Source organism: Micromonospora sp. DH14 (genome assembly GCF_029809455.1).
Taxonomy (GTDB): domain Bacteria; phylum Actinomycetota; class Actinomycetes; order Mycobacteriales; family Micromonosporaceae; genus Micromonospora; species Micromonospora parva.
Genome location: NZ_JARVKT010000042.1, coordinates 19063 through 43428 on the forward strand (window position 1 = coordinate 19063; position 24366 = coordinate 43428).

23 protein-coding genes are annotated in these 24366 nt (G+C 72.6%); 9 read left to right on the plus strand and 14 right to left on the minus strand.

Annotated elements, in window-relative coordinates:
* Positions 1–2: 2 nt before the first annotated feature.
* From QCZ28_RS31435 to QCZ28_RS31445, 3 genes are read right to left on the minus strand one after another with little or no spacing between them, the layout of a single operon-like run.
* Positions 3–908 carry a Gmad2 immunoglobulin-like domain-containing protein gene (locus tag QCZ28_RS31435; RefSeq protein WP_279519995.1) on the minus strand — a complete coding sequence of 302 codons (906 nt, stop codon included), beginning with the start codon at positions 906–908 and terminating at the stop codon, positions 3–5.
* Positions 905–2374 carry a HAMP domain-containing sensor histidine kinase gene (locus tag QCZ28_RS31440; protein WP_279519996.1) on the minus strand — a complete coding sequence of 490 codons (1470 nt, stop codon included), beginning with the start codon at positions 2372–2374 and terminating at the stop codon, positions 905–907. Before QCZ28_RS31440 ends, QCZ28_RS31435 begins: the two co-directional genes overlap by 4 nt.
* A gap of 16 nt (positions 2375–2390) precedes the next feature.
* The gene (locus QCZ28_RS31445) at positions 2391–3071 is read right to left on the minus strand and encodes a response regulator transcription factor (protein ID WP_279519997.1); all 681 of its coding nucleotides are present in this window, start codon (positions 3069–3071) and stop codon (positions 2391–2393) included.
* Between the two features lie 166 nt (positions 3072–3237).
* Here QCZ28_RS31445 and QCZ28_RS31450 point away from each other — a divergent pair, with 166 nt between their 5' ends.
* Positions 3238–3552 carry an L-rhamnose mutarotase gene (locus QCZ28_RS31450; RefSeq protein ID WP_245233636.1) on the plus strand — a complete coding sequence of 105 codons (315 nt, stop codon included), beginning with the start codon at positions 3238–3240 and terminating at the stop codon, positions 3550–3552.
* A gap of 119 nt (positions 3553–3671) precedes the next feature.
* Here QCZ28_RS31450 and QCZ28_RS31455 read toward each other — a convergent pair whose 3' ends face one another.
* Complete coding sequence (locus QCZ28_RS31455) at positions 3672–4232, minus strand: hypothetical protein (protein WP_279519998.1); 561 nt, start codon at positions 4230–4232, stop codon at positions 3672–3674.
* A 130-nt stretch (positions 4233–4362) separates the two neighbouring features.
* On the minus strand, positions 4363–5625 hold the full coding sequence (locus QCZ28_RS31460; protein ID WP_279519999.1) for an MFS transporter: 1263 nt from the start codon (positions 5623–5625) through the stop codon (positions 4363–4365).
* Positions 5626–5697: 72 nt separating this feature from the next.
* Here QCZ28_RS31460 and QCZ28_RS31465 point away from each other — a divergent pair, with 72 nt between their 5' ends.
* The 3 genes from QCZ28_RS31465 to QCZ28_RS31475 all read left to right on the plus strand — a co-directional run bounded on the left by QCZ28_RS31465 (position 5698) and on the right by QCZ28_RS31475 (position 8818).
* On the plus strand, positions 5698–6681 hold the full coding sequence (locus QCZ28_RS31465) for a winged helix-turn-helix domain-containing protein (RefSeq protein ID WP_279520000.1): 984 nt from the start codon (positions 5698–5700) through the stop codon (positions 6679–6681).
* A 162-nt stretch (positions 6682–6843) separates the two neighbouring features.
* The gene (locus QCZ28_RS31470) at positions 6844–8025 is read left to right on the plus strand and encodes a snapalysin family zinc-dependent metalloprotease (protein ID WP_279520001.1); all 1182 of its coding nucleotides are present in this window, start codon (positions 6844–6846) and stop codon (positions 8023–8025) included.
* A 124-nt stretch (positions 8026–8149) separates the two neighbouring features.
* Positions 8150–8818, plus strand: coding sequence for a hypothetical protein (locus QCZ28_RS31475; RefSeq protein WP_279520002.1), 669 nt, complete (start codon positions 8150–8152; stop codon positions 8816–8818).
* 22 nt (positions 8819–8840) lie between these two features.
* Here QCZ28_RS31475 and QCZ28_RS31480 read toward each other — a convergent pair whose 3' ends face one another.
* Positions 8841–9671: a DUF3152 domain-containing protein gene (locus QCZ28_RS31480; protein ID WP_279520003.1), complete on the minus strand. Its 831-nt coding sequence runs from the start codon at positions 9669–9671 to the stop codon at positions 8841–8843.
* A 138-nt stretch (positions 9672–9809) separates the two neighbouring features.
* On the opposite strand from QCZ28_RS31480, the gene QCZ28_RS31485 reads away from it, so the two are divergent.
* Positions 9810–10310, plus strand: coding sequence for a SigE family RNA polymerase sigma factor (locus tag QCZ28_RS31485; protein ID WP_279520004.1), 501 nt, complete (start codon positions 9810–9812; stop codon positions 10308–10310).
* Positions 10307–11068 carry a hypothetical protein gene (locus QCZ28_RS31490; protein WP_279520005.1) on the plus strand — a complete coding sequence of 254 codons (762 nt, stop codon included), beginning with the start codon at positions 10307–10309 and terminating at the stop codon, positions 11066–11068. Before QCZ28_RS31485 ends, QCZ28_RS31490 begins: the two co-directional genes overlap by 4 nt.
* A 14-nt stretch (positions 11069–11082) precedes the next feature.
* Here QCZ28_RS31490 and QCZ28_RS31495 read toward each other — a convergent pair whose 3' ends face one another.
* Entirely contained in the window at positions 11083–13860 is a 2778-nt protein-coding gene (locus tag QCZ28_RS31495) for an ATP-binding protein (RefSeq protein ID WP_279520006.1), read from the minus strand.
* Positions 13861–14062: 202 nt separating this feature from the next.
* On the opposite strand from QCZ28_RS31495, the gene QCZ28_RS31500 reads away from it, so the two are divergent.
* Positions 14063–15514 carry a M28 family metallopeptidase gene (locus QCZ28_RS31500; RefSeq protein WP_279520007.1) on the plus strand — a complete coding sequence of 484 codons (1452 nt, stop codon included), beginning with the start codon at positions 14063–14065 and terminating at the stop codon, positions 15512–15514.
* 56 nt (positions 15515–15570) lie between these two features.
* Here the strand turns inward: QCZ28_RS31500 and QCZ28_RS31505 are convergent, their stop codons facing one another.
* Positions 15571–16269: an SDR family oxidoreductase gene (locus QCZ28_RS31505; protein WP_279520008.1), complete on the minus strand. Its 699-nt coding sequence runs from the start codon at positions 16267–16269 to the stop codon at positions 15571–15573.
* 150 nt (positions 16270–16419) lie between these two features.
* Here QCZ28_RS31505 and htpG point away from each other — a divergent pair, with 150 nt between their 5' ends.
* A complete protein-coding gene (gene htpG / locus QCZ28_RS31510) occupies positions 16420–18348 on the plus strand; it encodes a molecular chaperone HtpG (RefSeq protein WP_279520009.1) in 1929 nt (642 codons plus the stop codon).
* Between the two features lie 94 nt (positions 18349–18442).
* Here the strand turns inward: htpG and QCZ28_RS31515 are convergent, their stop codons facing one another.
* The 3 genes from QCZ28_RS31515 to QCZ28_RS31525 all read right to left on the minus strand — a co-directional run bounded on the left by QCZ28_RS31515 (position 18443) and on the right by QCZ28_RS31525 (position 20645).
* Positions 18443–18808 carry a hypothetical protein gene (locus tag QCZ28_RS31515; protein WP_279520010.1) on the minus strand — a complete coding sequence of 122 codons (366 nt, stop codon included), beginning with the start codon at positions 18806–18808 and terminating at the stop codon, positions 18443–18445.
* A gap of 121 nt (positions 18809–18929) precedes the next feature.
* Complete coding sequence (dinB, locus tag QCZ28_RS31520) at positions 18930–20117, minus strand: DNA polymerase IV (protein WP_279520011.1); 1188 nt, start codon at positions 20115–20117, stop codon at positions 18930–18932.
* A 57-nt stretch (positions 20118–20174) separates the two neighbouring features.
* The gene (locus QCZ28_RS31525; RefSeq protein ID WP_279520012.1) at positions 20175–20645 is read right to left on the minus strand and encodes a VOC family protein; all 471 of its coding nucleotides are present in this window, start codon (positions 20643–20645) and stop codon (positions 20175–20177) included.
* Positions 20646–20706: 61 nt separating this feature from the next.
* Here QCZ28_RS31525 and QCZ28_RS31530 point away from each other — a divergent pair, with 61 nt between their 5' ends.
* Positions 20707–21684 (plus strand): YafY family protein, encoded by a 978-nt coding sequence (locus QCZ28_RS31530; protein WP_279520013.1) that lies wholly within the window; start codon positions 20707–20709, stop codon positions 21682–21684.
* Here the strand turns inward: QCZ28_RS31530 and QCZ28_RS31535 are convergent.
* The 3 genes from QCZ28_RS31535 to QCZ28_RS31545 form a co-directional block, all read right to left on the minus strand.
* A complete protein-coding gene (locus tag QCZ28_RS31535) occupies positions 21576–22172 on the minus strand; it encodes a GNAT family N-acetyltransferase (protein WP_279520014.1) in 597 nt (198 codons plus the stop codon). The genes QCZ28_RS31530 and QCZ28_RS31535 overlap by 109 nt on opposite strands.
* Entirely contained in the window at positions 22169–22693 is a 525-nt protein-coding gene (locus QCZ28_RS31540; protein ID WP_279520015.1) for an N-acetyltransferase, read from the minus strand. The genes QCZ28_RS31535 and QCZ28_RS31540 overlap by 4 nt, the downstream gene beginning before the upstream one ends.
* Positions 22694–22817: 124 nt before the next feature.
* A complete protein-coding gene (locus tag QCZ28_RS31545; RefSeq protein ID WP_279520016.1) occupies positions 22818–24335 on the minus strand; it encodes an FMN-binding glutamate synthase family protein in 1518 nt (505 codons plus the stop codon).
* Positions 24336–24366 lie beyond the last annotated feature (31 nt).

Consider the following 24366-nt stretch of genomic DNA (forward strand, 5'->3'; position numbering starts at 1 on the left):
GGTCAGTCGCCGGCGGTGAGGACCACCGGCACGGCCGTCATGTTGATCCGTGCGCCGTCGAGGGCGGACACCTCGTACACCTCGACAGTGCCCTGCTGTTCGCGGACCGCGCGCCAGCCGACCACCACCCGGTAACCACCCCGGCAGCCGCTGCCGCAACTGGCGGTGCCGAAGCCGGTGGCCACCTCCCGGCCGGCGGCGTCCAGCACCCGGACGCTCACCGTGGCCTCGAACACGACGGCGGTGCCGGTGACGACGAGCGGCGCCCAGACGCGCTCACCGGGGACCGGGCCGGTGACCACGATCGGCGGCAGCAGATCCGCGTAGTCCGCCCGATCGACCGCGGCCGCGCCGTCGAGGCGGACCTGCCGCACGGTGGGGAACTGGGTCAACGTCCACACCACCTGGGCCGCACGCAGCCGTCGAGTGGCCGGGTCGCCGACGGACGGCACCCGCAGTGTCGCGACGCCGTCGGCGATGCGGGTGACCTCGACGCCGGCCGGAAGCAGTGTGGTCATCCCGATGGCGGCCTCGGCCGGGCTCGGCCCGGCGGCCAGTTCGGTCAGCGCCAGCCGGGACGTCGCGACGGTGGCCGGCCGGGTGCGCCGGGTCGGCACCAACAGCCCGGCGCGGACGTACCACAGCTCGATGGTCACCGGGTCGGGCCGGCGCGTGCCGGAGGACGCCGTCGCCGACGGACGCGGTGGGCGCTCGGTGGGTGGCCGTGGTGGCGTCGGCTCCGCGGCCACGGTCGGGACGGGTGCCGGGCGGCTGCCGGGTGCGGCGCTCGTCCGCGGTGCGGTCGGAGCCGGGCCCAGGTCACCGGAGCGGGACGTGCCGCAGCCGCCGAGCAGCAGCGCCGCGACGAGCACCGGTACGCCCAGCCGGACGGTGCCGCGGCGGCTCATCCCACACCGCCCACCGGGTCAGCGGTACGCCCACCCGGACCCGGGTCGGCGCACCCAGCCTGACGCGGCACGTCGCCGTGCGGGTCGGCGGGACCGTCAGCGGGCAGCTCCAGCCGGAACCGGGTGCCCTCGCCCGGTTCGCTGTGCACGCCCAGCGCGCCGCCGAGCAGATCGGTGTGCTCGCGCGCGATGGCCAGCCCGAGCCCACTGCCCGGCGCCGAGCGGGACGTGTCGACCTGGTGGAACCTGTCGAACACCCGGGGCAGATGCTCTGCCGGGATGCCGGGCCCCTGGTCGGTGACCTCGAAGACGACCAGCGGGCCCGCACCCGTCACGGTGGCCGTGATCTCACCACCGCCGTGTTCGACAGCGTTGGCGACCAGGTTGGCCAGCACGCGTTCCAGTCGGCGCGGGTCGGTGCGCAACGCCACCGGGTCACCGGTGACCCGCACCCGCGCCGACCAGCCGCGTGCCGAGACGATGCCGTGCAGCAGCGCCACCGCGTCGACCGGCCGCACCGTCAACCGCTCCCGCCCGGCGTCCAACCGGGAGATCTCCATCAGATCGTCGACCAGCCGCCGCAAGCGGACCACGTCGCCGATCAACAGCCGGGCGGACGGCTGGGCGTCCTCGGGCAACTGGTCGAGGTGCTCGCGCAGCAGCGACGCCGCGGCCACCAACGCGGTCACCGGGGTACGCAGCTCGTGCGCGACGTCGGCGGTGAACCGCCGCTCCCGGGCCTGCGCGGCCGACAGCGCCGCGATCTTCGACTCCAACGCCTCGGCCATCTCGTTGAACGTCGCCGCCCAGATGCTGAACTCGTCACGCCCGCGTACCGGCAGGCGGGTGGCGAGCAGGCCCTCGGTGAGCGCTCGGGCGGCCCGGCTGGCCCGGCCCACCGGCTCCAACGTGCGACGGGCCAGCGCGTGACCCACCGCCGCGGCGAGCAGCACCACGAGCGCCCAGCCGGCCAGCAGCGCGGTGCGCAGCTGACCCAGGTCGGCGGCGACGTCGTCCTCCACGGTGAGGACGTACAGCTCGGCGGCCGAGCCGGGAATGCGCCCGCCGACGATCAGCAGCCGGGGACGCTCCGCCGGGGCGGAGCGTTGGTAGCCGAGCCGCCCGTCCGCGACGACGGCCCGCAACCGGGTGCCCAGCACCGGGGCGTACGCGGGATGCGAGGCGCGGGCCGGGCCGTCGACGAGCACCACGTGCCGGCCGCTGGCCTCGAAGCTGGTCAACAGCTCGGTGCTGCGCTGCTCGGTCAGCGGCAGGAACTGCCCAGCGAGCACGAGTTGGTAGCGGGCGTCGGCGGCGGCCTCGCGCAACGACGCGTCCAACCAGGACTGCCGCAGCAGCAGCCCGGTCCCGCCGGCGAGCAAGCCGGCCGAGACGCCGGCGACCAGGACGAACGCGATCGTCAGCCGGAGCCGCAGCCGGCCGGGGAGCACCGCGCGTCCGGCCATCGCCGCCCCCTCCCGGTCAGCCCGTCGACAGTTTGTAGCCGGCGCCGCGCACGGTCCGGATCAGCCGGGGCTGCGCCGGATCGTCCTCGATCTTGGCGCGTAGTCGCTGCACGGCCACGTCGACCAGTCGGGAGTCGCCGAGGAAGTCGTAGTTCCAGACCAGGTCCAGCAGCAGCTCCCGGGTGAAGACCTGGCCGGGTCGCCGGGCCAGCTCCAGCAGCAGGCGGAACTCGGTGGCGGTCAGCGTCACCTCCCGACCGCGCTGGCGGACCACGAAGCCGCCCGGGTCGATCTCCAGGCCGTCGACCTCGATGACTGTCGCCGCCGCCGGCACGTTCACCCGGCGCAGTACCGAGCGGACCCGGGCCACCAACTCGGGCAGGTCGAAGGGTTTGCGCAGGTAGTCGTCCGCGCCGCACTCCAGCCCGACCACCACGTCGATGGTGTCGGTGCGCGCGGTCAGCATCAGGATCGGCACCTGACTGCTGCGCCGGATCTCCCGGCAGACCTCCAGACCGTCCAGCCCCGGCAGCATGATGTCGAGGACGATGAGGTCGACCGGGTGCGCGCGGAACGCGGCCAGGGCCTGCCGCCCGTCGACAGCGGTGTCGACCCGGAAGCCGGCGCGGCGCAGACCGAGGGCGGTGACCTCCCGGATCGAGAAGTCGTCCTCGACGACCAGCACGCGGCCCTCCATCACCCGAGGGTAGACCCGCTGCGACCGTCCGTAGTCCTGGCGGAACGGTCGGCATCGGTGGCCGGCTGGCCCCCCCGCCGGCACCGTCCAACCGCTACGGTCAGGTGCCTTCGGCACCAGTGAATCAGCTCACTCGAAAGGGCACGACGTGCAACGTCATGGCTGCGTGATCCGACTCCGCCCCGAGCAGCGGGAAAACTACCTGCGGCTACACGCCGAAGTGTGGCCGAGCGTCGAGAAGACGCTGCGCGAGGCGAATTTCCGCAACTACACCATCTTCCTCCACGACGACCTGTTGTTCGGCTACTACGAGTACGTCGGCGACGACTACGAGGCCGACCAGCGGCTGATCGCCGCGGACCCGCACACGCAGGAGTGGTGGAAGCTGACCGACCCGTGCCAGGAGTCGATCGCCGAGCCGGGGTCGGGGGACTGGTGGGCTCCGATGCGCGAGGTCTGGCACCTCGCCGACGAGGCCTAGCTCCCTCGGGCGGTTGCTGAGGTCGATCATGGAGTTGTGGTGCCCAGTCTGATCGGGCTGCGGGTACTTTGTTGCCCGCCACAACTCCATGATCGACGAGGTGGGGAGGTTAGCTCGACTCACCACTGGTGGGCTACGTCGAGGACGATCCGGCTGTGGGTGCCGGGGCCGGTGAGCACGAGCACGCGGAACGGCAACCGGGCCCGTACGCCGACGGCGAAGGTGCTGTAGCCCTCGAAGCTGCCGCCGAAGACCACGTCGCGCAGTGTCGGATAGCGCAGCAGGTTGCTCACGTGCTCGCCGACCGCGTACGGCACGGTGCCCAGGCGGTCGTCGTCGTACGCCGGGGCCCGCAGCGAGACCCGCAGCAGCGCGCCCCCGGCGGTGTACGGCGACAGGGCCAACCCTTCGCCCTCGGTCCACGTCTCGCCGTAGCCGATCGCGTAACCGTCGACCGGGCCGGCGAACTCGAACACCACCCGGTCGTAGCAGTCGTGCCGGCCGGTCCGGACCTCGACCAGCGGCGCGTCACTCAACGCGCCGGCCGACTTCTCCGCGCTGCCCCAGGTGATCCCGCAGTACGCGGCCGTCGTGCCGCCCGCCGCGGTGCTGCTGCCGGCGCTGGCGACCAGGCCGGCGAGGACGACCGCCAGCGCGGTCAGTGCGCTCCTGATCCTCATTGTGGTTTCTCCGTTCGGTGTCGGGGCCACGTCGCGGCGGCGCTGCCGGTGACCCTCTGCCGCCACCGTCGTCCCGCCCCGCCACAGGGGCTTCGCCGTGGCGTAACCGCTGGGTAACAGCGGACGGGGGTCAGTCGACCGAGGGCGGCCGGTCCAGGGTGCGCAACGGTGAGAAGAACACCGGAAGCCAGGTCAACGCGTTCGCGGCCGCGCCCACCACCAGTGCGGTGCGGACGTTCGCGTACTGGCCGAGCAGCCCGGCGAGCACCGCGCCGATGGCGAGCGCCCCGGTGAGCAGGAACCGGAAGGTGGCGTTCATCCGGCCGAGCAACTCGTCCGGGGTGGCGCCTTGGCGCAGGCTGACTCCGATCACGTTGCCCACCCCCGTCCGCCAGGCCAGTGCCAGCCAGCCGCCCGCCGCCACCCAGAGCATCGGCCCGGTGTCGATCAGCGTGACCAGCCCACCGAGCGGCGCCACGAGCAGGCCGGGCAGCCACAGCGCGCGACCGTGACCGATCCGCTCGGCGAGTGGGCGGGCGGTCACCGCGCCGAGGAGAGCGCCGATTCCGCCCGTACCGAGGAAGAGGCCGAGCGCGGCGGCGCCCAGCCCGAGCTCGCGCAGGAACACCACCGGCAGCATGGCGGTGGTCAGCTGCATGGTCAGGTTGATGCTCGCGGTCGACAGGGCGAGCGGACGCAGCAGGGGGCTGCCGGTCACGTGCCGGACACCGGCGCCGAGCTGCTGGGCGAAACCGCCCGGTGCCCGGGGCTGGCGCGGGCGGGGCGCCTCGGCGCGGATCCGGGTCAGGATCACCCCGGAGACCACGTAGGCCGCCGCGTCCACCACGATCGCCACCGGCGCGGTCAGCGCCTGCACGACGATCCCGCCGAGCCCTCGTCCGGCGATCTGCATGGTGGCGTTGGTGCTCATCATCAGTGCGTTCGCCGCGACCAGTCGGTCCCGGCCGACCACCTGCGGCAGACAACTCTGCGCGGCGACGTCGGCGAAGACGGTGCCGACTCCGGTCAGCAGCACCACCAGGTACAGCTGGGGGATGCTCAGCACACCGGCCCACCACGCCAGCGGCACGGACGCCACCAGCGCGGCCCGGCTGAGGTCGGCGGTGACCAGGACGGCGCGCCGTGGCAGCCGGTCCACCCAGACCCCGGCCGGCAGACCGATCAGCAGGAACGCGGCGGTGCTCAGCGCACCGAGCAGGCCCACCTCGGCGGGGGTTGCCGCCAGCAGGGACACCGCCATCACCGGTACGGCCATCTGGCCGATGTGGAAGCCGATGCCGTCGACGAGGGCCGCGGCGTAGAGCAGTCGGAAGGAGCGCGGCCAGGCACTGGTCCGGTGCGCCGGTGTGGTTGTCGTCGGGGCGGTGGTCACACCGTCCACGGTGCCGGCAGTGGCGCGTCGAACCGATAGATTCGACTCTCGCCGAATCCACCGGGAGCGCCAATGATGCTGGTCGGCCTGGCCGCGCGGGACCTGGCGATGACCCGCTTCGCGGTGTCGCCGTTGTGGGAGGCGGTGGCCAGCGTGCGGGTCGTCAAGCGGCCGCAGCAGTTCCCGGAGCACCTGGCCTGGTACGAGCGGGTCCGGCCCCGGCTGGCCGGGGTGGACTGGCGGCTCTTCGCCGACCTGGTGCGGATGCCGACGCCGGTCATCCCCGCCTTCCTCTGCCCGCCCCCGGCCATGTCACAGCCCACCCTCGACGTCGAGTTGGCGACCCTCGTCGCCACCTCCGCGGAGGTGGTTCGGGCCGGTGTCGAGGCGCTGCCCGGGCCGCGCTCGTCGCGCCTGGCGGCGCTGCATGCCGACCCGGCGACCGAGCTGCCCCGGCTGGCCACGGCGATCCGGGGGTACGCCGACGCGGTCATCGCGCCCTACTGGCCCCGGATGCGAGCCCTGCTGGAGCGGGAGGTGCTGCTCGGCGCGCAGCGGATGGCCACCGACGGGGTGCACGGCCTGCTCAATCACCTCAACCAGTTCGTCCGGCTGGAGGCCGAGACGCTGACGGTGGAACACGTCACCCTGGCCGGCTCGGTGCGACTCGACGGGCGGGGTCTGCTGCTCGTACCGTCGGTGTTCATCGGCGCGCGGGTGTGGTCGAACTTCGACTCTCCGGGGCAGCCGGTGCTGCGGTTTCCGGCGCGGGCGGTGGGCACGCTCTGGGAACGGGATCCGACCCCGCACGGGCGAGGGTTGGCGCGGGTGCTGGGTCGAACCCGGGCGGCGCTGCTGCACGAGCTGGCGGTCCCGACCTCGACCCTGGAACTGGCCGGTCGGTGTGGCCTCGCGCCGGGCACCGTGTCGCAGCACCTCGGTGCGCTACGCGAAGCCGGCCTGGTGGGCGCGCACCGCGTCGGACGCTTCGTGCTCTACGCCCGCACCACCGCGGCTGAGGCGTTGATCGCCGCCAGCGGTGCGGGTGCCACCTGACGCCGGTCCGCGCGACCGGCGACTGCCGGCGGCCGAGCTGCTGGACGCGGCCACGGTATGACGCTTCCGCTATGCCTGACATCGATCGCCGTCACAGTAACATCTACGTGCATCGATGACCCGGTGGCTGATGATCGCCGGACGACCGCAGGGGAGTGCGTGATGCTTCGACGACAACTGAGACGTGCGGCGCTGGCCATGCTGGTGGCGATCCTGGCGGCGGCCGGGATGCAGCTCGCCACCGGCGCTCCGGCCGCCGCCGTCCGGACCGTCTACTACGACGCGAGCCGGACCGGTGAGTTCCGGACCAACTTCGACCAGGCGGCGCAGATCTGGAACAGCCGGGTCAGCAACGTCCGGCTGCTGGCCGGCACCCCGGCCAGCATCACCATCTACGTCGACGACGGCTGGCCCCGGGCGCAACCGACCGGCCTCGGCTCGGGCCGGATCTGGATGGGCCGCACGGCCGTCAACCAGGGCTACGACCGCAACCGCATCGCCGCCCACGAGATCGGCCACATCCTGGGCCTGCCGGACCGGCGGACCGGGCTGTGCACCGACCTGATGTCCGGCAGCAGCGCCCCGGTGTCCTGCCGCAACGCGAACCCCAGCTCCACCGAGGCGAGCCGGGTGAACTCGCTGTTCGCCGGCAGCCTGGCCGCGCCCGCCAGCACGACGTACACCTGGACCGCCGACTCGGACATCGCGCCGTTGGTGGTCGGCGGCCGGCCGGCGTCGGAGAACTACCCGTTCATGGTGTACGTCTCCGGCTGCACCGGCACGCTGATCAAGGGCAACTGGGCGGTCACCGCCAAGCACTGTTCGACGCCGTCCTCGGTGCGGGTGGGCAGCATCAACCGCACCAGCGGCGGGACCGTCGTGCGGGTGACCCGGGCGGTCAACCACCCGAGCGTCGACGTCAAGCTGCTGCAACTCGCCAGTTCGGTGACGTACGCCCCGGCACCGATCCCGAGCACCTCCGGCGCGGTCGGCACCGCCACCCGGATCATCGGCTGGGGTCAGACCTGCGCCCCCCGGGGCTGCGGGTCGGCGCCGACGGTGGCCAACGAACTGGACACCTCCATCGTGGCCGACAGCCGGTGCTCCGGCATCAATGGCCCGTACGAGATCTGCACCAACAACACCAACGGCAATTCCGGCGCCTGCTACGGCGACTCGGGTGGGCCGCAGGTGCGCAAGGTCAACGGGGTGTGGAACCTGATCGGCGCGACGAGTCGGGCCGGCAACAACAACTCCACCTGCGCCACCGGCCCGTCCATCTATGTGGACCTGCCGTCCATCCGCTCGTGGATCTCCACTCAGGTCGGCGGCCTGCCCGTCTGACCGGCACTGACACCGCGGGCGGGGGCGCGCGACGCACGCGCCCCCGCACCGGTGTGCCGGTGTCACCACGCGCTCGCCGGACGCGGTACGGTGCGTGGCATCTCGGCACATCGGAGGTCGCTTCATGCCTACCGTCGTCGTCCTCGCGCTGACCCTCGCCCTCGCCCCGGCGCCCTCGCCGTCGGCCACGTCGAATCCGCTCGGCGACATCATCGGTGGGGTCGGTCAGATCGTCGACGACCTGCTCGGCGGCGATCCGCCCAGTGCCGCTCCGACGCCGAGCGCCACCGCGACCGGGGTGCCCACGCCCAGTCGGCCACCGGCCGCCGGTCAGCCCACCCCGGTGCGGACCACAGCGGTCCCGGCGCCCGCCGGTTCGGTGGGTGGTGTCCCCGCACCCGCCGCCCCCGCCCCTGATCGCCGCACCGTCGGCGAGAGCACCGACACCCGCGAGGTCGTCGTGCCCCAGCGCGATGGCGACACCCCCGAACCGGCCGCCCCGCCGGTGTTCGCCAGCCCCACCCGCGATGCCTGGCCACCCGCGTCGTACCTGCTGGTCGTGGCGCTGCTCGCGGTGCTGGCGCTGCTGCTCCTGCGCCGCCGGGCCCCGGCCCCCGCCGTTGCCGCACTCGCGCCGGACCCCGGTCCCGTGCCGGATTCCGGTCCCGCACCGGACCCCGACCCGGTCCCGGACAACGACAACGTCAGCCGCCTGCCGACCAGCCTCAACGCCATCTACGAGATGGGCCGGCTGGACGAGCGACTCGAACAGGAACGGCGGCGGCGCACCTGAGGGCACACCGCCGCCGACGGTCTCAGCGCGCCGGGTAGCCGCCCTCACGCCGGGGGATCTCGTCGTCGTACGCCCCGACCGGGCCGCTGTAGCGGGTCTTGCCCTTCGGATACGGCCAGGCGTTCGCGGCGCACCCGTGCAGGCCCAGCGTCTGCTGCTGCATCACCGGCGCGGCCCGGCCCCGCCCGGGGCACCGCTCGTGGCCGTACCCGAGTTTGTGTCCCACCTCGTGGTTGACCATGTACTGCCGGTAGGTGTCGAGGCTCGCGCCGTACCGCGGCACCCCCTTGACCCAACGCGCCACGTTGAGCACCACCCGGGCACCGTTGCGGCACGAGGTGTAGGCGTCCGGCACGTCCTGGCAGAGCGTGTCACGGGTGCCGGGAGTCGCCAGGTAGATGGTGAAGTCGGTCGGCTCACCGGCACCGACCCGGCGCAGCCGCCACAGCCCGCCCGCCGTCCACCCGCGCGGGTCGTTCAACGTCGTGGTGATCGCGGTCGCGATGTCAGCCGTCGCCAGGCCCCGGATGTCGCGCTCCACGGCGACCCGGTAGCGCAGCAACCGGCCGCCCGTCGCGCGTCCCGGCGTCGTCTCGCCGGACGCCACCGACCAGCGGTTGCCGCCGGTGGCGGGGTAGGTCACCGGGATGGCCGGTGCGGAACTGGACCGCACCTCGGTGGCCGCGCTCGGCCGCCCGGTGGGTGTCGCCGGCCCGGCGGGCAGCCCTGCGGCGGCGACCGGACCGGTGGCCGGTTCCCCGGCGGCCGGCAGACCGCATCCGGTGAGCAACGTCATCACCAGCAGCGACGCCACCGATGCGGGACCCCAGCGGCGGGTAACCTTCGTCGACATGTCTCTCCCCTCGCGCAACGCTCGGCGGCGGCGCGGAGGAGAAGACGGGTGACCGTGGCGAAAAGTTGATGTGACCCAGCGCTCAACCTTTTGCCGGCCCCGCCCGTCTCTAGCTCTGTGGCACGGGGAGGGTTCGCGGTGGCGCGGGGGGACGCGGATTTCGTGGAGTTCGCGCGGGCGGCGTCCGCGCGACTGGTGCACGCCGCGTTCCTGATGACCGGCGACCACCACCAGGCCGAGGACGCCGCGCAGACCGCGCTGGTCCGTACCTACGCGTCGTGGTCGCGGATCCACGACGACGACGCCTACGGGTACGCGCGCCGCACGCTGGTCAACCACCTGGTGGACGGGTGGCGGCGGCCGATGCGGGAGTACCCGACCGACGAGGTCCCGGAGCAGCGGCGTGGCGACGTGGCCGACGACGTGGCAACCCGGCGCTGGTTGATCGCCATCCTCGGTGCGCTCAGCCCCCGGGAGCGCGCCATCGTCGTCCTGCGCTACTACTTCGACCTGCCGGAGGCGCAGGTGGCCCGGGAACTTTCGGTATCCGTCGGCACCGTCAAGAGCACCAGTTCGCGGGCTCTGGAGAAGCTGCGCAGCGCCACGCCCCGGATGGCCGATGAGGAGGCGCGCCGATGAACGAGCTGGAACGGCTCCGCCACGCCATGCGGGCGACCGAGCGTCCCGACGCGGGGCTCGATCTGAGCGCCGTGATGCGCGAGGGACGTCGGTTGCGGACCCGTCGGCGCGTCGCCGCGGCCGGGGCGGCGACGCTCGCGACCGGCCTGGCCGCCGCGGTCGTCGCGGTGGCGGTCGGCGTGGCCGGGCCGGGTGATCCGACGCCGACCGAGCCGCTGCCGCCGGCCGCCGTCGCTCCACCGACGGTCGCTGACTCGCCGTCGGCGCAGAAGTCGCAGGACCACACGCCACCGCCGACGCTGGCCAGCGACAAGCCGCTGGCGAAGCCCCTGGGCCAGTTGGTGGACAGCGGGGTACGGCACGGCGGCGAACGCCGCATGTACTACTTCGTCCCGGTGTCCGTGCCCGGCGCACCCAAGGTGTCGATCGGCCTCGCCGCCGGTCGCCAAACCCCCGGCGGCTCGCTGACCACGGACATCCTGGTCAACGACGTCGAGGGCAGTGACCGCAGCGCCGGGTTCCACCAGATCGGCTACGACGAGGGGTCAGCCGTCGCGCCGGTGCCCACCTTCGGCTACTTCGTCGGCCCCGCCAAGCGGATCATCGGCACCGTCGACGGTCGGCAGGTCGACGCCCGGGTGACGCGGTGGAGTCTCGACAGCCAGGTGATGATCTTCTGGTTCGACCCGGCGCACCTCACCCCGGGGGAGCGGCTGGACGGCATCATCGCCCGCGACGGCGGCGGTCGTCGACTCTGACGCGCTGCCGCCGCTCAGGCCAGCCGACGCTCGATGGTCACCGTCGTCCCCTCGGCGGTGGAGACCAGTCGCACGTCGCCGTAGGCGTTCATCAGCAGCGCGCCGCGCCCCCGGTCCATCGCCGGTCGGCGGTCCCGCCAGGTGCCGAAGTCCCGTACCGAGATCCGGACCAGGCCGCCACCCAGCTGGACGCGCACCCGCACCTCCGGGCGGCTGGGCCGCTGCGCGTGCTCGACGGCGTTGTTCATGGCCTCGGAGGCGGCGAGCAGGAGATCCTCCAGAACCTCCGGGTCGACGTCCAGCTCGCCCAGGACGCCGCGTACGTCCCGACGCAGCGCCGCCGCCGAGGTGGGTTCGGACGGGTACGTCCACCCGACGTCCAGGAGATCGCCCAGCGCGTCCGGGTCGGCCGACGTCGGCGGAAGCACCGCCGCCTCGCGGACGGCTTCGACAGCCGGGTCCGCCGTGACGGGGCCGACCGGGGCCGGGTGCGAAGGGGGAGCGGAGGCGGCGACGGTCGCCGGTTCGCCGCCGAGGGCCGCGGCAGGGGTACGGTCGCGGGCCCGGCGGATGCTGGCCCGGATCCGGGCGACCAGCTCGGCTGCGGCGAACGGCTTCACCAGGTAGTCGTCGGCGCCCAGGCTCAGGCCCTCCACGCTGGCCTCACCGCCGGCACGGGCGGAGAGCACCAGCACCGGCAGCGCCCGGGTCGCCGGGTCCGCCCGGAGCCGGCGCACCAGGTCGAAGCCGTCCATCACCGGCATCATCACGTCGGTCAGCACCAGGTCCGGCAGGTCGCGGTGGATCTCGTCGAGGGCCTGCTGGCCGTCGGTGACGGCCCGCACCCGCCAGCCCTGCGCGGTGAGCAGCCGGGTGAGGTACGCCCGCATGTCGGCGTTGTCGTCGGCGAGCAGGATCCGGGCCCCGGCCAGCTCGTCCGTGGTCGTTCGGGTCGTGGGGTCGGGTTCGGTCACCGCGTCGCTCGGTTCGGTGAGCCAGCCCACCGCCTCCTCGACGGCGGCCCGGGCCGCGTCACCCCGCCCGCCGACCGTCGGGCCGCTGACCGCGGTGCGGTGCGTCGCCGACCACGGCAGCGTCACAGTGAACCGGCTGCCCACGCCCACCTGGCTGGTCACTCGGACGTCGCCGCCCTCCAGCCGGGCCAACTCGTGCACCAGGGCCAGGCCGATGCCCGTGCCCTCGTGACTGCGCGAGCGGGCGCCGCGTACCCGGTGGAAGCGTTCGAAGAGTTTCGGCAGGTCCCGTTCCGCGATGCCGATGCCGGTGTCCGCGACGGTGAGACGCACCTCCTCGTCGTCGGCGTCGAGGGTGACCCGGATGCGGCCGATGAACGTGTACTTGAGGGCGTTGGAGAGTAGGTTCGTGACGATGCGTTCCCAGTTGACCGGGTCGACGGCGACCGGTCGGGGCAGCGGTGGGCAGCTCACCTCCAGGGTCAACCCGGCCCGCTCGACGGCGGCCCGGAACACCCCGGCGAGTTCGGCGGTCAGCGCGGCCAGGTCGACCACCCGGGCGTCACTGCGCGCCCGCCCGGCCTCCAGGCTGGAGAAGGTGAGCAGGCTGTTGACGAGCGTCAACAGTCGCGTGGCGTTACGCCAGCCGGTCTCCACCCGCTCCCGCTGCGCCGGTGCCAGCGGCGCGGTGGCGTCGGTGAGGGCGTCGGTCAGTGGGCCGAGGATGAGGGTCAACGGGGTACGGAACTCGTGGCTGACGTTGGCGAAGAAGTCGGTCTTGAGCCGGTCCAGTTCCGCCATCGCCTCGATGCGGCGCCGCTCCTCCTCGTACTCCTGGGCGTTGCGCAACGCCACCGAGATCTGCTGGGCGAGGAGCTGGTGGAACGAGCGGTACGCCTCGTCGAGCCCACGGCTGGGGCTCACCCCGGCGAGCAGGACGCCGCGGGGCTGACCCTCGTCGGCGGAGGACAGCGGCAGCGCCAGCGCGGTGCGGACCGGGTCGTCCCACGGGCCGGCGGGCAGCGGCAACCGGTCGGCGACGTCGGTCACCGCGGTCGCCCGGCCCTCGGCGGCGTCCGCCAGCCCCCAGGCGTACGCGGGCGGGCCCGGGTCGGTCAGCTCGACGGCGTCCGGCAGGGTCTGGGCGTGCCGCCGGTCGCCGCCGGTGCAGGCGATCCGGCGCAGTGTCGTGCCGTCGCGCAGGTAGATGGCGGCGAACGGCACGTCCAGGGGGTGGTCGTCGATCACACCGACCAGCCGTGCGCCGGTGGCGTCCACGTCGACGGTGCGCCCGTCGCCGAGCACGGACAGGTCGCGCAGGAGGCGGAGCCGGCGTTCGCCGATCACCTGCTGGGTGACCTCGCTGCACACGGTCAGCACGCCGACGGTGCGCCCGTCGTCGTCGCGGGCGGGCGCGTGCGAGACGGTGAAGTACGCCTCCTCGCGGTAGCCGGCCCGCTTCAGCAGCAGTTGCAGCGCGGGGACCCAGCTGGCCACCGAGGTCGCCATGGCCTCCTCGACCAGCGGGGCGAGCACGTCCCAGACCTCGGCCAGGGTCACCCGCACGTCGTCGCCGAGCGCGGCGGGGTGCTTGTCGCCGATCAGCGCCGAATAGGCGTCGTTGTAGAGCTGGGAGTAGTTCTCGCCCCAGAGCAGCAGCATGGGGTACCGGGAGGAGAGAACCATCCGGACGGCGGCGCGCAGGCTCTGCGGCCATTCGCTGACCGGGCCGAGCGGGGTGCGGGCCCAGTCCAGCTCGGCCATCAACCGCCCGGTTTCGCCGCCGCCGAGGAACAGGTCGCCGCTGGGTCGTGTCACGCTCGATCCGGCCCCATCGCAAGCCCCCGTTCCGGGCCTGACGACCCCTGCCGCGTTACCTACCCATCCTGACACTTCTACTCAGCTGTGCTGACGCCGGTACCCACCGTCGAACCGGCGGCGGTTCGGGACGAACGACCGATGCCTAGTGCATCGACGTCTGTAATTGTCTCGGGTATCCCTCCGACCCCGAGGAGCCCCCATGAGAGGCAGAACGCTGAGCGCGAGAGTCGCGCTCGCCGTGTTCGCCGCGACGACCGTGACGCTGGCCGCCCAACCGGTGACCGCGTCACCCCCGACCGCCACGACGGTGGCCCGGCCGATCGCCGGGTCCGTCGCCGCACTCGCAGCGCCGGACATCTCCGTCAGCAACGTCCAGGCGCACCTGACCCAGTTCAACGCCATCGCCACCAGCAACGGTGGCAACCGACGGGCCGGCTCGGCCGGCTACACCGCCTCGCTCAACTACGTCAAGACCAGACTCCAGTCGGCCGGCTACACCGTCAGCGAGCAGTACTGCTCCAGCTGCAGGTACCCCTCGAACAACCTGATCGCGGAGTGGCCCGGCGGTCCGGCCGACCAGGTGGTCATGTTCGGCGCGCACCTGGACGGCGTCTCGGCCGGTCCGGGCATCAACGACAACGCCACCGGCTCGGCGACCCTGCTGGAGAACGCGCTGGTCCTGGCCGCCCAGAACCCGGCGATGACGAAGCGGGTGCGGTTCGCCTGGTGGACCGACGAGGAGCAGGGGCTCAACGGCTCCCGGTTCTACGTCAACTCGCTCACCACCACCCAGCGCGGTTACATCAAGGGCTACTACAACTTCGACATGGTCGGCTCGGTCAACGGCGGCTACTTCATCAACCGGGTCACCTCGACCACGGCGGCGCCGCTGAAGGCGTACTGGGACTCCCTGGGCCTGCAACCGGAGGAGAACGTCGAGGGGCAGGGCCGCTCCGACGACTACTACTTCCAGCAGGCCGGCATCCCCACCTCGGGCTACGCCGCCGGGGCCAGCGCCCGTAAGACCAGCGCCCAGGCGGCCAAGTGGGGCGGCACCGCCAACTCCGCGTACGACCCGTGCTACCACCGGTCCTGTGACACCACCGCCAACGTCAGCGCCACGGTGCTGAACCGGGCGGCCGACGGTGTCGCGTACGCGCTGTGGCAACTCGCCGTGGGTGGCGGCACCCCGACCTGCGTCGGCGGTCAGGTGGTCGGAAACGGTGGCTTCGAGAACGGCAGTACGCCGTGGACCGCGTCGTCCGGCGTGATCACCAACGCCAGCGCCCAGTCGGCCCGGACCGGGTCGTACAAGGCGTGGCTGGGCGGCAACGGCCGAAGCGGCACCGAGAGCCTGACCCAGTCGGTGACGGTGCCGGCCGGCTGCGCCACCTACACGCTGTCGTTCTGGCTGCACATCGACACCGCCGAGACCACCAGCTCGACGGCGTACGACCGGCTGACCGTGCAGGTGGGTTCGACCACGCTGGCGACGTACTCGAATCTCAACGCCGCGACCGGCTACGTGCAGCGCAGCTTCAACGTGGCCGGCTTCGCCGGGCAGACGGTGACGCTGCGGTTCACCGGCACCGAGGACTCGTCGTTGCAGACCAGCTTCGTGATCGACGACGTGACGTTGCAGGCGAACTGACCGCGTACCGACAGGGGCCGCCGCCGGCAACCCGGCGGCGGCCCGTCGCGTCGTGGTCAGGGAAGCTGGGGGTAGAGCGCGGCGACACCGCCGGCCAGCCCGGCCTGGACCCGCCGACTGATCTCGTCGGCGACGATCTCGTACGCGTCGGCCTCGACGCCGTCGACCGCGATCCTGGCGATCTCCGCCGGGTCGGACTTCGGGCCGGTGATGTCGGCGGCCATGTCGGTGTCCAGGTAGCCGACGTGCAGGCCGGCGACCCGGACGCCCTGGTCGGCGAGGCGCACGCGCACTCCGTTGGTCATCGACCACTGCGCGGCCTTGGCGGCGCCGTAGGCCCCGTGGATCGGGGAGCTGAACCAGGACAGCACGGACAGCACGTTGAGGATCGTCCCGCCGCCGTTGCCGGCGATGATCGGCGCGAACGCCCGGACCATCGACAGCGTGCCGATGTAATGGGTCTCCAGTTCCTGCCGCAGCACGTCCAGGTCGCCGTCGAGGAGGTCGGCTCGGAAATCGGTGCCCGCGTTGTTGATCAGCAGGTTCACGTCGCCGGCCAGCGCGGCGGCGGCGGCCACCGAGGCGGGGTCGGTGATGTCGAGGCGTACCGGCGTCACGCCGGGCAGGTCGACGCGGTCGGGGTTGCGGGCGCCGGCGTAGACGGTGGCGCCCCGGGCGAGGAGTTCGGCGGCCAGGTGGCGGCCGAGGCCACGGTTGGCGCCGGTGACGAGGGCGGTGCTTCCAGCAAGCTTCATGGCCGTCACGCTATCCGAGCTGACTTTTGTTAGGCAAAGTCAGCTATCTCACCGGAGCGGGCCGACCGAATCGGGAATACGACCCGGACGCGCCCACAGCCGGACCGGTGACGACTCGTATCCTTTCCGCGAACCTCCGTACGAGCCGAGATGGGAGACGGTGTGAGCAACCAGGCCGAAACGTTGGAATTCCAGGCCGAGGCGCGTCAGCTCCTCCAGTTGGTGGTCCACTCGATCTACTCGAACAAGGACGTCTTCCTGCGGGAACTCATCTCGAACGCGTCCGACGCGCTGGACAAGCTGCGGCTGGCCACCCTCGTCGACAAGGACCTCGTCGCCGACACCGACGACCTGCACGTCGCCCTGGAGATCGACCGCGACGCCCGCACCCTCACGGTGCGGGACAACGGCATCGGGATGACCCGCGACGAGGTCGTCCAGCTGATCGGCACGATCGCCAAGTCGGGCACCGCCGAGCTGCTGCGCCAGCTGCGTGAGTCCGCCGACGCCCACGCCAAGCAGGACCTCATCGGCCAGTTCGGCGTCGGCTTCTACGCCGCGTTCATGGTCGCCGACCGGGTCACCCTGCTGACCCGCAAGGCCGGCGAGACCGGCGGCACCCGCTGGGAGTCCACCGGCGAGGGCACGTACTCGATCGAGGCGGTCGACGAGGCGCCGCAGGGCACCGCCGTGACACTGCACCTCAAGCCGGCCGACACCGAGGACAACCTGCACGACTACACCGCCGAGTGGACCGTCCGCGACATCGTCAAGCGCTACTCCGACTTCATCGCCTGGCCGATCCGGATGACGGTCGAGCGGCCCGGCGCCGACGGTGAGCCCGCCACCAGCGAGGTGCAGACCCTCAACTCCATGAAGGCGCTCTGGGCGCGGCCCCGCGACGAGGTCGACGCCGCCGAGTACAACGAGTTCTACAAGCACGTCAGCCACGACTGGGCCGACCCGCTCGAGGTCGTGCACATGAAGGGCGAGGGCACCTTCGAGTACGAGGCGCTGCTGTTCCTGCCCAGCCACGCCCCACTGGACCTGTTCTCCCCACAGGGCCGCCGTGGCGTGCAGCTCTACGTCAAGCGCGTCTTCATCATGGACGACTGCGAGGCGCTGGTCCCGACGTACCTGCGCTTCGTCAAGGGCGTGGTCGACGCGCACGACCTGTCGCTGAACATCTCCCGGGAGATCCTCCAGCAGGACCGGCAGATCCAGATCGTCCGCCGCCGCCTGGTCAAGAAGGTCCTCGCCACGGTCAAGGACCTCAAGGCCAACCACGCCGAGCGCTACCGCACCTTCTGGACCGAGTTCGGCGCGGTGGTCAAGGAAGGGCTGATCGACGACACCGACAACCGGGACACCCTGCTGGACATCCTGTCGGTGGCCTCCACCAACGACCCGGCCGAGCCCACCGACCTGGCCGGCTACGTGTCCCGGATGAAGGACGGCCAGAGCGACATCTGGTACGCCACCGGCGAGTCCCGGGCCGCCATCGAGAACTCGCCGCACCTGGAGGCGTTCCGGGCCAAGGGGCACGAGGTGCTGCTCCTCACCGACCAGGTCGACGAGGTGTGGGTCGAGCGGGTCGGCACGTACGACGGCAGGACGCTGCGCTCGATCGCCAAGGGCGAGATCGACCTGGACACCGACGAGGAGAAGCAGCAGGCCGAGGCCGAGCGTGAGCAGCAGCGACAGGAGTTCGCGGCGCTGCTCGACTGGCTGGGGACCACCCTCACCGACAGTGTCCGGGAGGTTCGCCTGTCATCGCGGCTGACCACCTCGCCGGCCTGCGTCGTCGGCGACGCCCACGACCTCACCCCGACCCTGGAGAAGATGTACCGGGCGATGGGGCACGAGATTCCGCCGACCAAGCGGATCCTGGAGATCAACCCCGGGCACCCGCTGGTGTCCGGGCTGCGCAAGGCCCACGAACAGGGCAGCGACCCGGCCGCCCTGACCGAGACCGCCGAGTTGCTCTACGGCTTGGCGGTGCTCGCCGAGGGTGGTGAGCTGACCGACCCGGCCCGCTTCACCCGGACGCTCGCCGACCGGCTGGCCCGCACCCTGTAACCGTCGGCCGACCGACAACAGGCGAACGCTCGGCCGGTGATCCGGCCGAGCGTTCGCCTGGGTGGTGCGAAAGCAACTCGGGTGTCGACGGCCGTCAGGCCGCGGAGGCGGCCTTCGACCCCCGGTGCGACGCCGCCGGGCCGGCGTTCCAGCCCCATCGCGGCGCCGGCACCGAGGCGTCACGACGTCCGTCCGGTTCGACGTCGTCGCTGTCGGCGCCGTCGACGGTCAGCTCGACCGAGGCGGGGGTGCGGCGAGCCAGTCGCAGTGAGTGCTCGGCACCGGCACGCGCCGCGCACGGCCAGGACTGCCCGGCGCACTGAAGGTTGCGGCACCGGCCCTCGTCGTCCGGCTCGTGTGCGCTCAGCACGTCGATCGCCAACTGCCACAGCAGCGGGTCGGTCACGTCGTGCGGACGCTCGGCGGTGCGGCTCGGTCGGTTGCTGGTGTCGTCGGACATCATGGCCCCCCTCGTCAGGCTGTACCCCCCAAGGGTCACCCGTCAGCCGCCAGCTAAACCGCCGACCTGCTGTGATGTGTCTCTGCTCGCAACTCGGCCGCGGACGCCGCACGCGTATCGGTCAGTCCGGCAGGAGTGGCATCTCCACCCCCGGCTCCCGGCCGAGTAACACCGCCCGGGTCAGCGCCGCCGATCCGAACCGGTCGCGGACCGCGTCCACCGCAGCGTCCAGTTCGGAACCGGCGTCAGGCTGGAACGGCAGCTCAGGCTGGACGGGGTTGTCGTCGAGGTTGCCCACCGAGACACCGATCAGGGTGACACCACGGCGATCGATCTCGGGCAGCGCCGCGCGCAGCAGCGCACGCGCGGCGGCGAGCAGTGGCGTGGTGTCCGCCGTCGCCTTACCCACCGTGTGCGAGCGGGTCGCCCGGGTGTAGTCACCGAAGCGCAGCCGCAACACCACCGTGCGGCCGGACCGCCCGGCCGCCCGCATCCGCCGGCTGACCCGGTCGACCAGGCCGGCGAGGATGGCCTCCAACTCCGTCGAGGCGTGCGGGGTGCGACTGAGCGCGTGCTGCGCGCCCATCGACCCGCGCCGCCGCCCCACCTGCACCGCCCGGGGGTCGCGGTTGTGGGCCAGCGCGTGCAGGTGCCGGCCGGCACCCGCCCCGAGCATCGACACCAGCGCCGCCTCGCCGAGGCGGGCCACCTCCCCGACCGTACGGATCCGGCGTTCCCGCAGCTTGGCGGCAGTGACCGGGCCGACTCCCCAGAGCCGTTCCACCGGCAGTGGATGCAGGAACGCCAGCTCGTCGTCCGGCGCGACCACCAGCAGGCCGTCCGGTTTCGCCACCCCGCTGGCCACCTTGGCCAGGAACTTCGTGCGGGCCACCCCCACCGTGATCGGCAGGTGGACCTGGTCGCGGACCTCCCGGCGCAGCCGTTCGGCGATCTCCGCCGGTGGCCCGACCAGCCGCCCCAGCCCACCCACGTCGAGGAACGCCTCGTCGATGGAGAGCCCCTCGACCAGCGGCGTGGTCTGCCGGAAGATCTCGAAGACCGCGCGGCTCGCCGCCGTGTACGCCGACATCCGGGGCGGCACCACTATCGCGTCCGGGCAGAGTCGACGCGCCTGCTGGCCGCCCATCGCGCTGCGGACACCCCGCGCCTTCGCCTCGTAGCTGGCCGCGAGCACCACTCCGCCACCGACGATCACCGGTCGGCCCCGCAGGCGTGGGTCGTCGCGCTGCTCGACCGACGCGTAGAACGCGTCCAGGTCGGCGTGCAGGATGCTGGCGCCGGGCGACACGTACACATGTTCGCATGACGCCCGGCCGATGCGGCAGTGAGCTGGGCGAACGCCCGATCAGTCGAGGCAGAACTCGTTGCCCTCGGGGTCGGCCATGATGAGGTGACCGGCGGCCAACGGGGGAGTGGGCTCGTGCCGGCCGAGGCGCTTCGCGCCGTGCGAGACGAGCCGTTCGGCCTCCGTCTCCAGGGCCGCCATCCGCTCGTCGCCGGTCAGCCCGGGGGCGGCCCGGACGTCGAGGTGGACGCGATTCTTCACCTGCTTGCGTTCCGGCACCCGCTGAAAGAACAGCCGTGGTCGCGTGCCCTCGGGGTCGACGACCGCCGACGCGTCGTTGCGGTTCTCCGGCGGCACACCCATTGCCTCCAGTGCCTGGTCCCAGGACTCGAAGTCTCCGGGTGGGGCCTGCACCTGGTAGCCGAGCGCCTCGGCCCAGAACGTGGCCAACCGGGCCGGGTCGGCGCAGTCGAAGGTGATCTGTACGTCGCGGATCACGGCGGATCCCTGGTGTCTGATCTGGTCGGTCATGATCTGAGCCTCTCGCGGATAGCGGACAGGGTTGTTCCGCTATCCGTGCAACGATCGACGAATGACCGTCGAGGCGACGACCGAGCGGGTGCTGCGCCTGCTGGCGCTGCTGCAACGACGACCGTCCTGGACGGCCGCCGAACTCGCGGTCGAGTTGGGGGTCACCGGCCGTTGCGTGCGCCGCGACGTGCAGCGCCTGCGGACGCTCGGTTACCCGGTGCACGCCGTGTCGGGCGTCGGCGGCGGTTACCAACTCGGTGCGGGCACCCGGCTGCCGCCGTTGCTCCTCGACGACGAGGAGGCGATCGCCACGGCGGTGTCGCTGCGGCTGGCCTCCGGCGGCACCGTCGCCGGGGCGGGCGAGGCGGCGCTACGGGCACTCGCGAAGCTCGACCAGGTGATGCCGTCGCGGCTGCGCGCCGAGGTGCGGGCGGTGCACGGCGCCACCGACACCCTCATCGGCCCGGTCGCCGAGATCGACGCGGAGCTGCTGGTGACGCTGGCCCGCGCCTGCCGGGACGGGGTGCGCGTTCGGTTCGACTATCCCGGCCGGGGCGCCGGGGGCCAGGAACGGACTGTCGAACCGATCCGGATGGTCACCACCGGCCGCCGCTGGTATCTGATGGCCTGGGACGTCGACCGCGACGACTGGCGGACGTTCCGGCTGGACCGGATGCGGGCGCCGGTGGCGACCACCTGGCGGTTCCGGGCCCGCGAGCACCCCGATCCGGTCGCCTTCGTGCAGCGGGCGGTGACCGGGGCGCCGTACCGGTACCTCGCCCGGGTGCGGGTGCACGCCCCGGCCGACCAGCTGCGCGAGGTGGTTCCGCCCCAGGTGGGGCGGGTCGAGGAGGATCGGGACGGGTGGTCGGTGCTGGTCCTCGGCGGCGACAGCCTGGACTGGCTCGCCGCGCATCTCGCCCGGCTGAGTTACGAGGTCGAGGTGCTGGAGCCTGCCGAGCTGCGCGAGGCCGCGGGCCGGCTCGCCCGTCGCCTCGCGGTGCTGGCCGGCGCGACGTCGGAGCCCGACACGCGGTGACGCAGCGTGTAGTGCCGCAGCGACACCTGGCCACCGTCGGGAGCGGTCCACGGCGCAGTGCTGGTGCCGACACACCGCCATCCGGCGCGCTCGTACAGCGCGACGGCCGCGGTGTCACCGGCGGTCACCTCCAGCACCAGGTCCGTGGCGCGTGTGGCCGCCCACCGACGGGCCCGGTCCAGCAGCGCGCTGCCCAGCGCCAACCCCCGGGCTTTCGGCACCACGAAGAGACGGGCCACCTCGGCCGTCGGCGGGGCCAGCGGCCCGCCCGCCGGGTCGGGCAGGCGATGCACGGCGACGTGCCCCACGACGGCAGCGTCGGCATCGACTGCCACCCAGGCCCGCGCCGGCTGCGGCTCGCGGAGCCAGCGGTGCGGGTCGGCGGGCCAGTTCAGCGGGTACCTGTCGACCCGGTGAACCTCGGCGAGCGCCGCGACGCAGCCGTCCAGGTCGGTGGCGCGTCGTCGGCGGATGCGCGGTGTGTTCACAGGTCGTCGAACGGGCTGGCGTAGCGGAACTCGCCCCGGATCGACTCGTTCCAGGCGTGCAGCGGCCGAGCCATGAAGTACTGCGGCCCCCACGGTTGCGGCGGGGTGACACCCAGCTCGACGGCGGGCCGGAACCCGAAACGCGGGTAGTAGTCGGGGTGCCCGAGCAGCACCACCAGCGGCTCGTCCCGCGCGTCGGCCGCGCCGAGCACCGCGTGCATCAACGCGCTGCCGACGCCGCGCCGCTGCCAGTCCGGCAGCACGCCCAGCGGCCCCAGGCCCAGGGCCACCGCCGCGCCGCCCACCAGGCCGCGGGTGGCCACCACGTGCCCCACCACCTGGCCGTCCGAATCGACCGCCACCAGGGAGTACGCGGGCAGCCAGCCCCCGTCGGCGCGCAGCGCGTCGACGAGCGTCGCCTCGACCGGTACGCCGTCACCGCCATCGGCCTTGGCGAAGGCCGCGGAGTGCACCGCGCGAATCGCGTCGACGTCGGCGGGTGTCTCGCGTCTGATCAGCACCGCGCCACCATAGACTCGGTGGGTTGCCGGTTCTACGCGTTTATCGCCGGCACCGATCCGCGATTCCAGGCCTGGTACTTCTGTGGTCCGCGCCTGCGGCCCTCGCCGGCCGTCGGGCGTGATCTCAACCGACGGCGGTGGCGGAGGGCGGGGCGCTGCCGCCCTTCGGCGCCTCCGGGACCATCAGTCGGATGATCTCCGCCTGGTCGGCGGGCGACGGCAGCCCCCATTCCGGCCGGTAGCCGTACACCTCGTGCAGTGGCGTGGAGCCGGTGCGGCCGTCCAGGATCTCCACGGCGTCGGTGCCGATCAGGCCGGGGTGTTCGACGCCGCAGGCCTCGGCGACCTTGGTCAGGTCCCGGCGCAGGGTCCGCACGTAGTTGGCCGCCCGGACCGACTTCGACGCCGGGTCCAGGCCGCGGGCGAGCCACGCGTTCTGCGTGGCGACTCCGGTGGGGCAGGTGTCGGTGTGGCACTTCTGCGCCTGGATGCAGCCGATCGACAACATCGCCTCCCGACCGACGTTGACCAGGTCGCAGCCGAGCGCGAACGCCACGATGGCGTTGTCCGGCAGACCGAGCTTGCCGGCGCCGACGAAGACCACCTGCTCGTGCAGGCCATGCTCGGCGAAGATCAGCGGTGCGGCGCCGGTGCCGCCCTCACCGCCGTCGATCGTCACGAAGTCCACACCCCGGCCGGTGTCCCGCATCAGGGTGGCCAACTCCTGCCAGAAGCCCAGGTCACCCACGGCCGACTTGATGCCGACCGGGAGACCGGTCTCGGCGGCCAGCAGCTCCACCCAGTCCAGCAGGCTGTCGCAGTCGGAGAACTCGGCGTGCCGGGACGGGCTGACGCAGTCCTGACCGGCCGGGATGCCCCGGGTGGCGGCGATCTCGGCGGACACCTTCGCCCCGGGCAGCAACCCACCGAGGCTCGGCTTGGCGCCCTGGCTCAGCTTGATCTCCAACGCCTTGACCGGGGCACCGGCGACCAGGTCCTTCAGTCGGTCGAGGCTGAACCGGCCGTGCTCGTCGCGGCAGCCGAAGTACGCCGTGCCGAGTTGGAAGACCAGCTCACCGCCGTTGCGGTGGTACGGCGACAGGCCGCCCTCGCCGGTGTTCTGCAGGCAGCCGGCGAGGGCCGCGCCCTTGTTGAGCGCGGTGACGGCGTTGCCGGAGAGCGAGCCGAAGCTCATCCCGGAGATGTTGACGACCGACTCGGGGCGGAACGCCCGGGCCCGCCCCCGTGCCGCGCCGAGCACCTTCGCGCAGGGCAACCGCACATCGTGCCCGGCGGCCGGTGACGACGGCGGCACGGCACGGCCGAACGTACGGTGCTTGATGATCGGGTACCCGGGGGTGTACTCGATGTCGTTGTCCGTACCGAAACCGAAGTAGTTGTTCTCCTGCTTGGCCGACGCGTACACCCAGCGGCGCTGGTCGCGGGTGAACGGCCGCTCCTCGTTGTTGCCGGCCACGATGTACTGCCGAAGCTCCGGCCCGATCGTCTCCAACAGATAACGGGCGCGGCCGAGGATCGGGAAGTTGCGCAGCAGCGCGTGATCGCGCTGGATCAGGTCCCGCGCGGCGAGCGCCGCGACGGCGGTGGCGACGGCGGGTACGGCTCGACGGGCCCAGGTCATGCCGGGGAGTCTTTCCGCCCGGGCGGCGAAT

Bases quoted from the DNA above. Each gene is read 5' to 3' on its own strand.
- QCZ28_RS31435 (WP_279519995.1), bottom strand. From the start codon at position 908: ATGAGCCGCCGCGGCACCGTCCGGCTGGGCGTACCGGTGCTCGTCGCG.
- QCZ28_RS31440 (WP_279519996.1), bottom strand. From the start codon at position 2,374: ATGGCCGGACGCGCGGTGCTCCCCGGCCGGCTGCGGCTCCGGCTGACG.
- QCZ28_RS31445 (WP_279519997.1), bottom strand. From the start codon at position 3,071: ATGGAGGGCCGCGTGCTGGTCGTCGAGGACGACTTCTCGATCCGGGAG.
- QCZ28_RS31455 (WP_279519998.1), bottom strand. From the start codon at position 4,232: ATGAGGATCAGGAGCGCACTGACCGCGCTGGCGGTCGTCCTCGCCGGC.
- QCZ28_RS31465 (WP_279520000.1), top strand. From the start codon at position 5,698: ATGATGCTGGTCGGCCTGGCCGCGCGGGACCTGGCGATGACCCGCTTC.
- QCZ28_RS31470 (WP_279520001.1), top strand. From the start codon at position 6,844: ATGCTTCGACGACAACTGAGACGTGCGGCGCTGGCCATGCTGGTGGCG.
- QCZ28_RS31475 (WP_279520002.1), top strand. From the start codon at position 8,150: ATGCCTACCGTCGTCGTCCTCGCGCTGACCCTCGCCCTCGCCCCGGCG.
- QCZ28_RS31480 (WP_279520003.1), bottom strand. From the start codon at position 9,671: ATGTCGACGAAGGTTACCCGCCGCTGGGGTCCCGCATCGGTGGCGTCG.
- QCZ28_RS31490 (WP_279520005.1), top strand. From the start codon at position 10,307: ATGAACGAGCTGGAACGGCTCCGCCACGCCATGCGGGCGACCGAGCGT.
- QCZ28_RS31500 (WP_279520007.1), top strand. From the start codon at position 14,063: ATGAGAGGCAGAACGCTGAGCGCGAGAGTCGCGCTCGCCGTGTTCGCC.
- QCZ28_RS31505 (WP_279520008.1), bottom strand. From the start codon at position 16,269: ATGAAGCTTGCTGGAAGCACCGCCCTCGTCACCGGCGCCAACCGTGGC.
- htpG (WP_279520009.1), top strand. From the start codon at position 16,420: ATGGGAGACGGTGTGAGCAACCAGGCCGAAACGTTGGAATTCCAGGCC.
- QCZ28_RS31515 (WP_279520010.1), bottom strand. From the start codon at position 18,808: ATGTCCGACGACACCAGCAACCGACCGAGCCGCACCGCCGAGCGTCCG.
- QCZ28_RS31525 (WP_279520012.1), bottom strand. From the start codon at position 20,645: ATGACCGACCAGATCAGACACCAGGGATCCGCCGTGATCCGCGACGTA.
- QCZ28_RS31530 (WP_279520013.1), top strand. From the start codon at position 20,707: ATGACCGTCGAGGCGACGACCGAGCGGGTGCTGCGCCTGCTGGCGCTG.
- QCZ28_RS31545 (WP_279520016.1), bottom strand. From the start codon at position 24,335: ATGACCTGGGCCCGTCGAGCCGTACCCGCCGTCGCCACCGCCGTCGCG.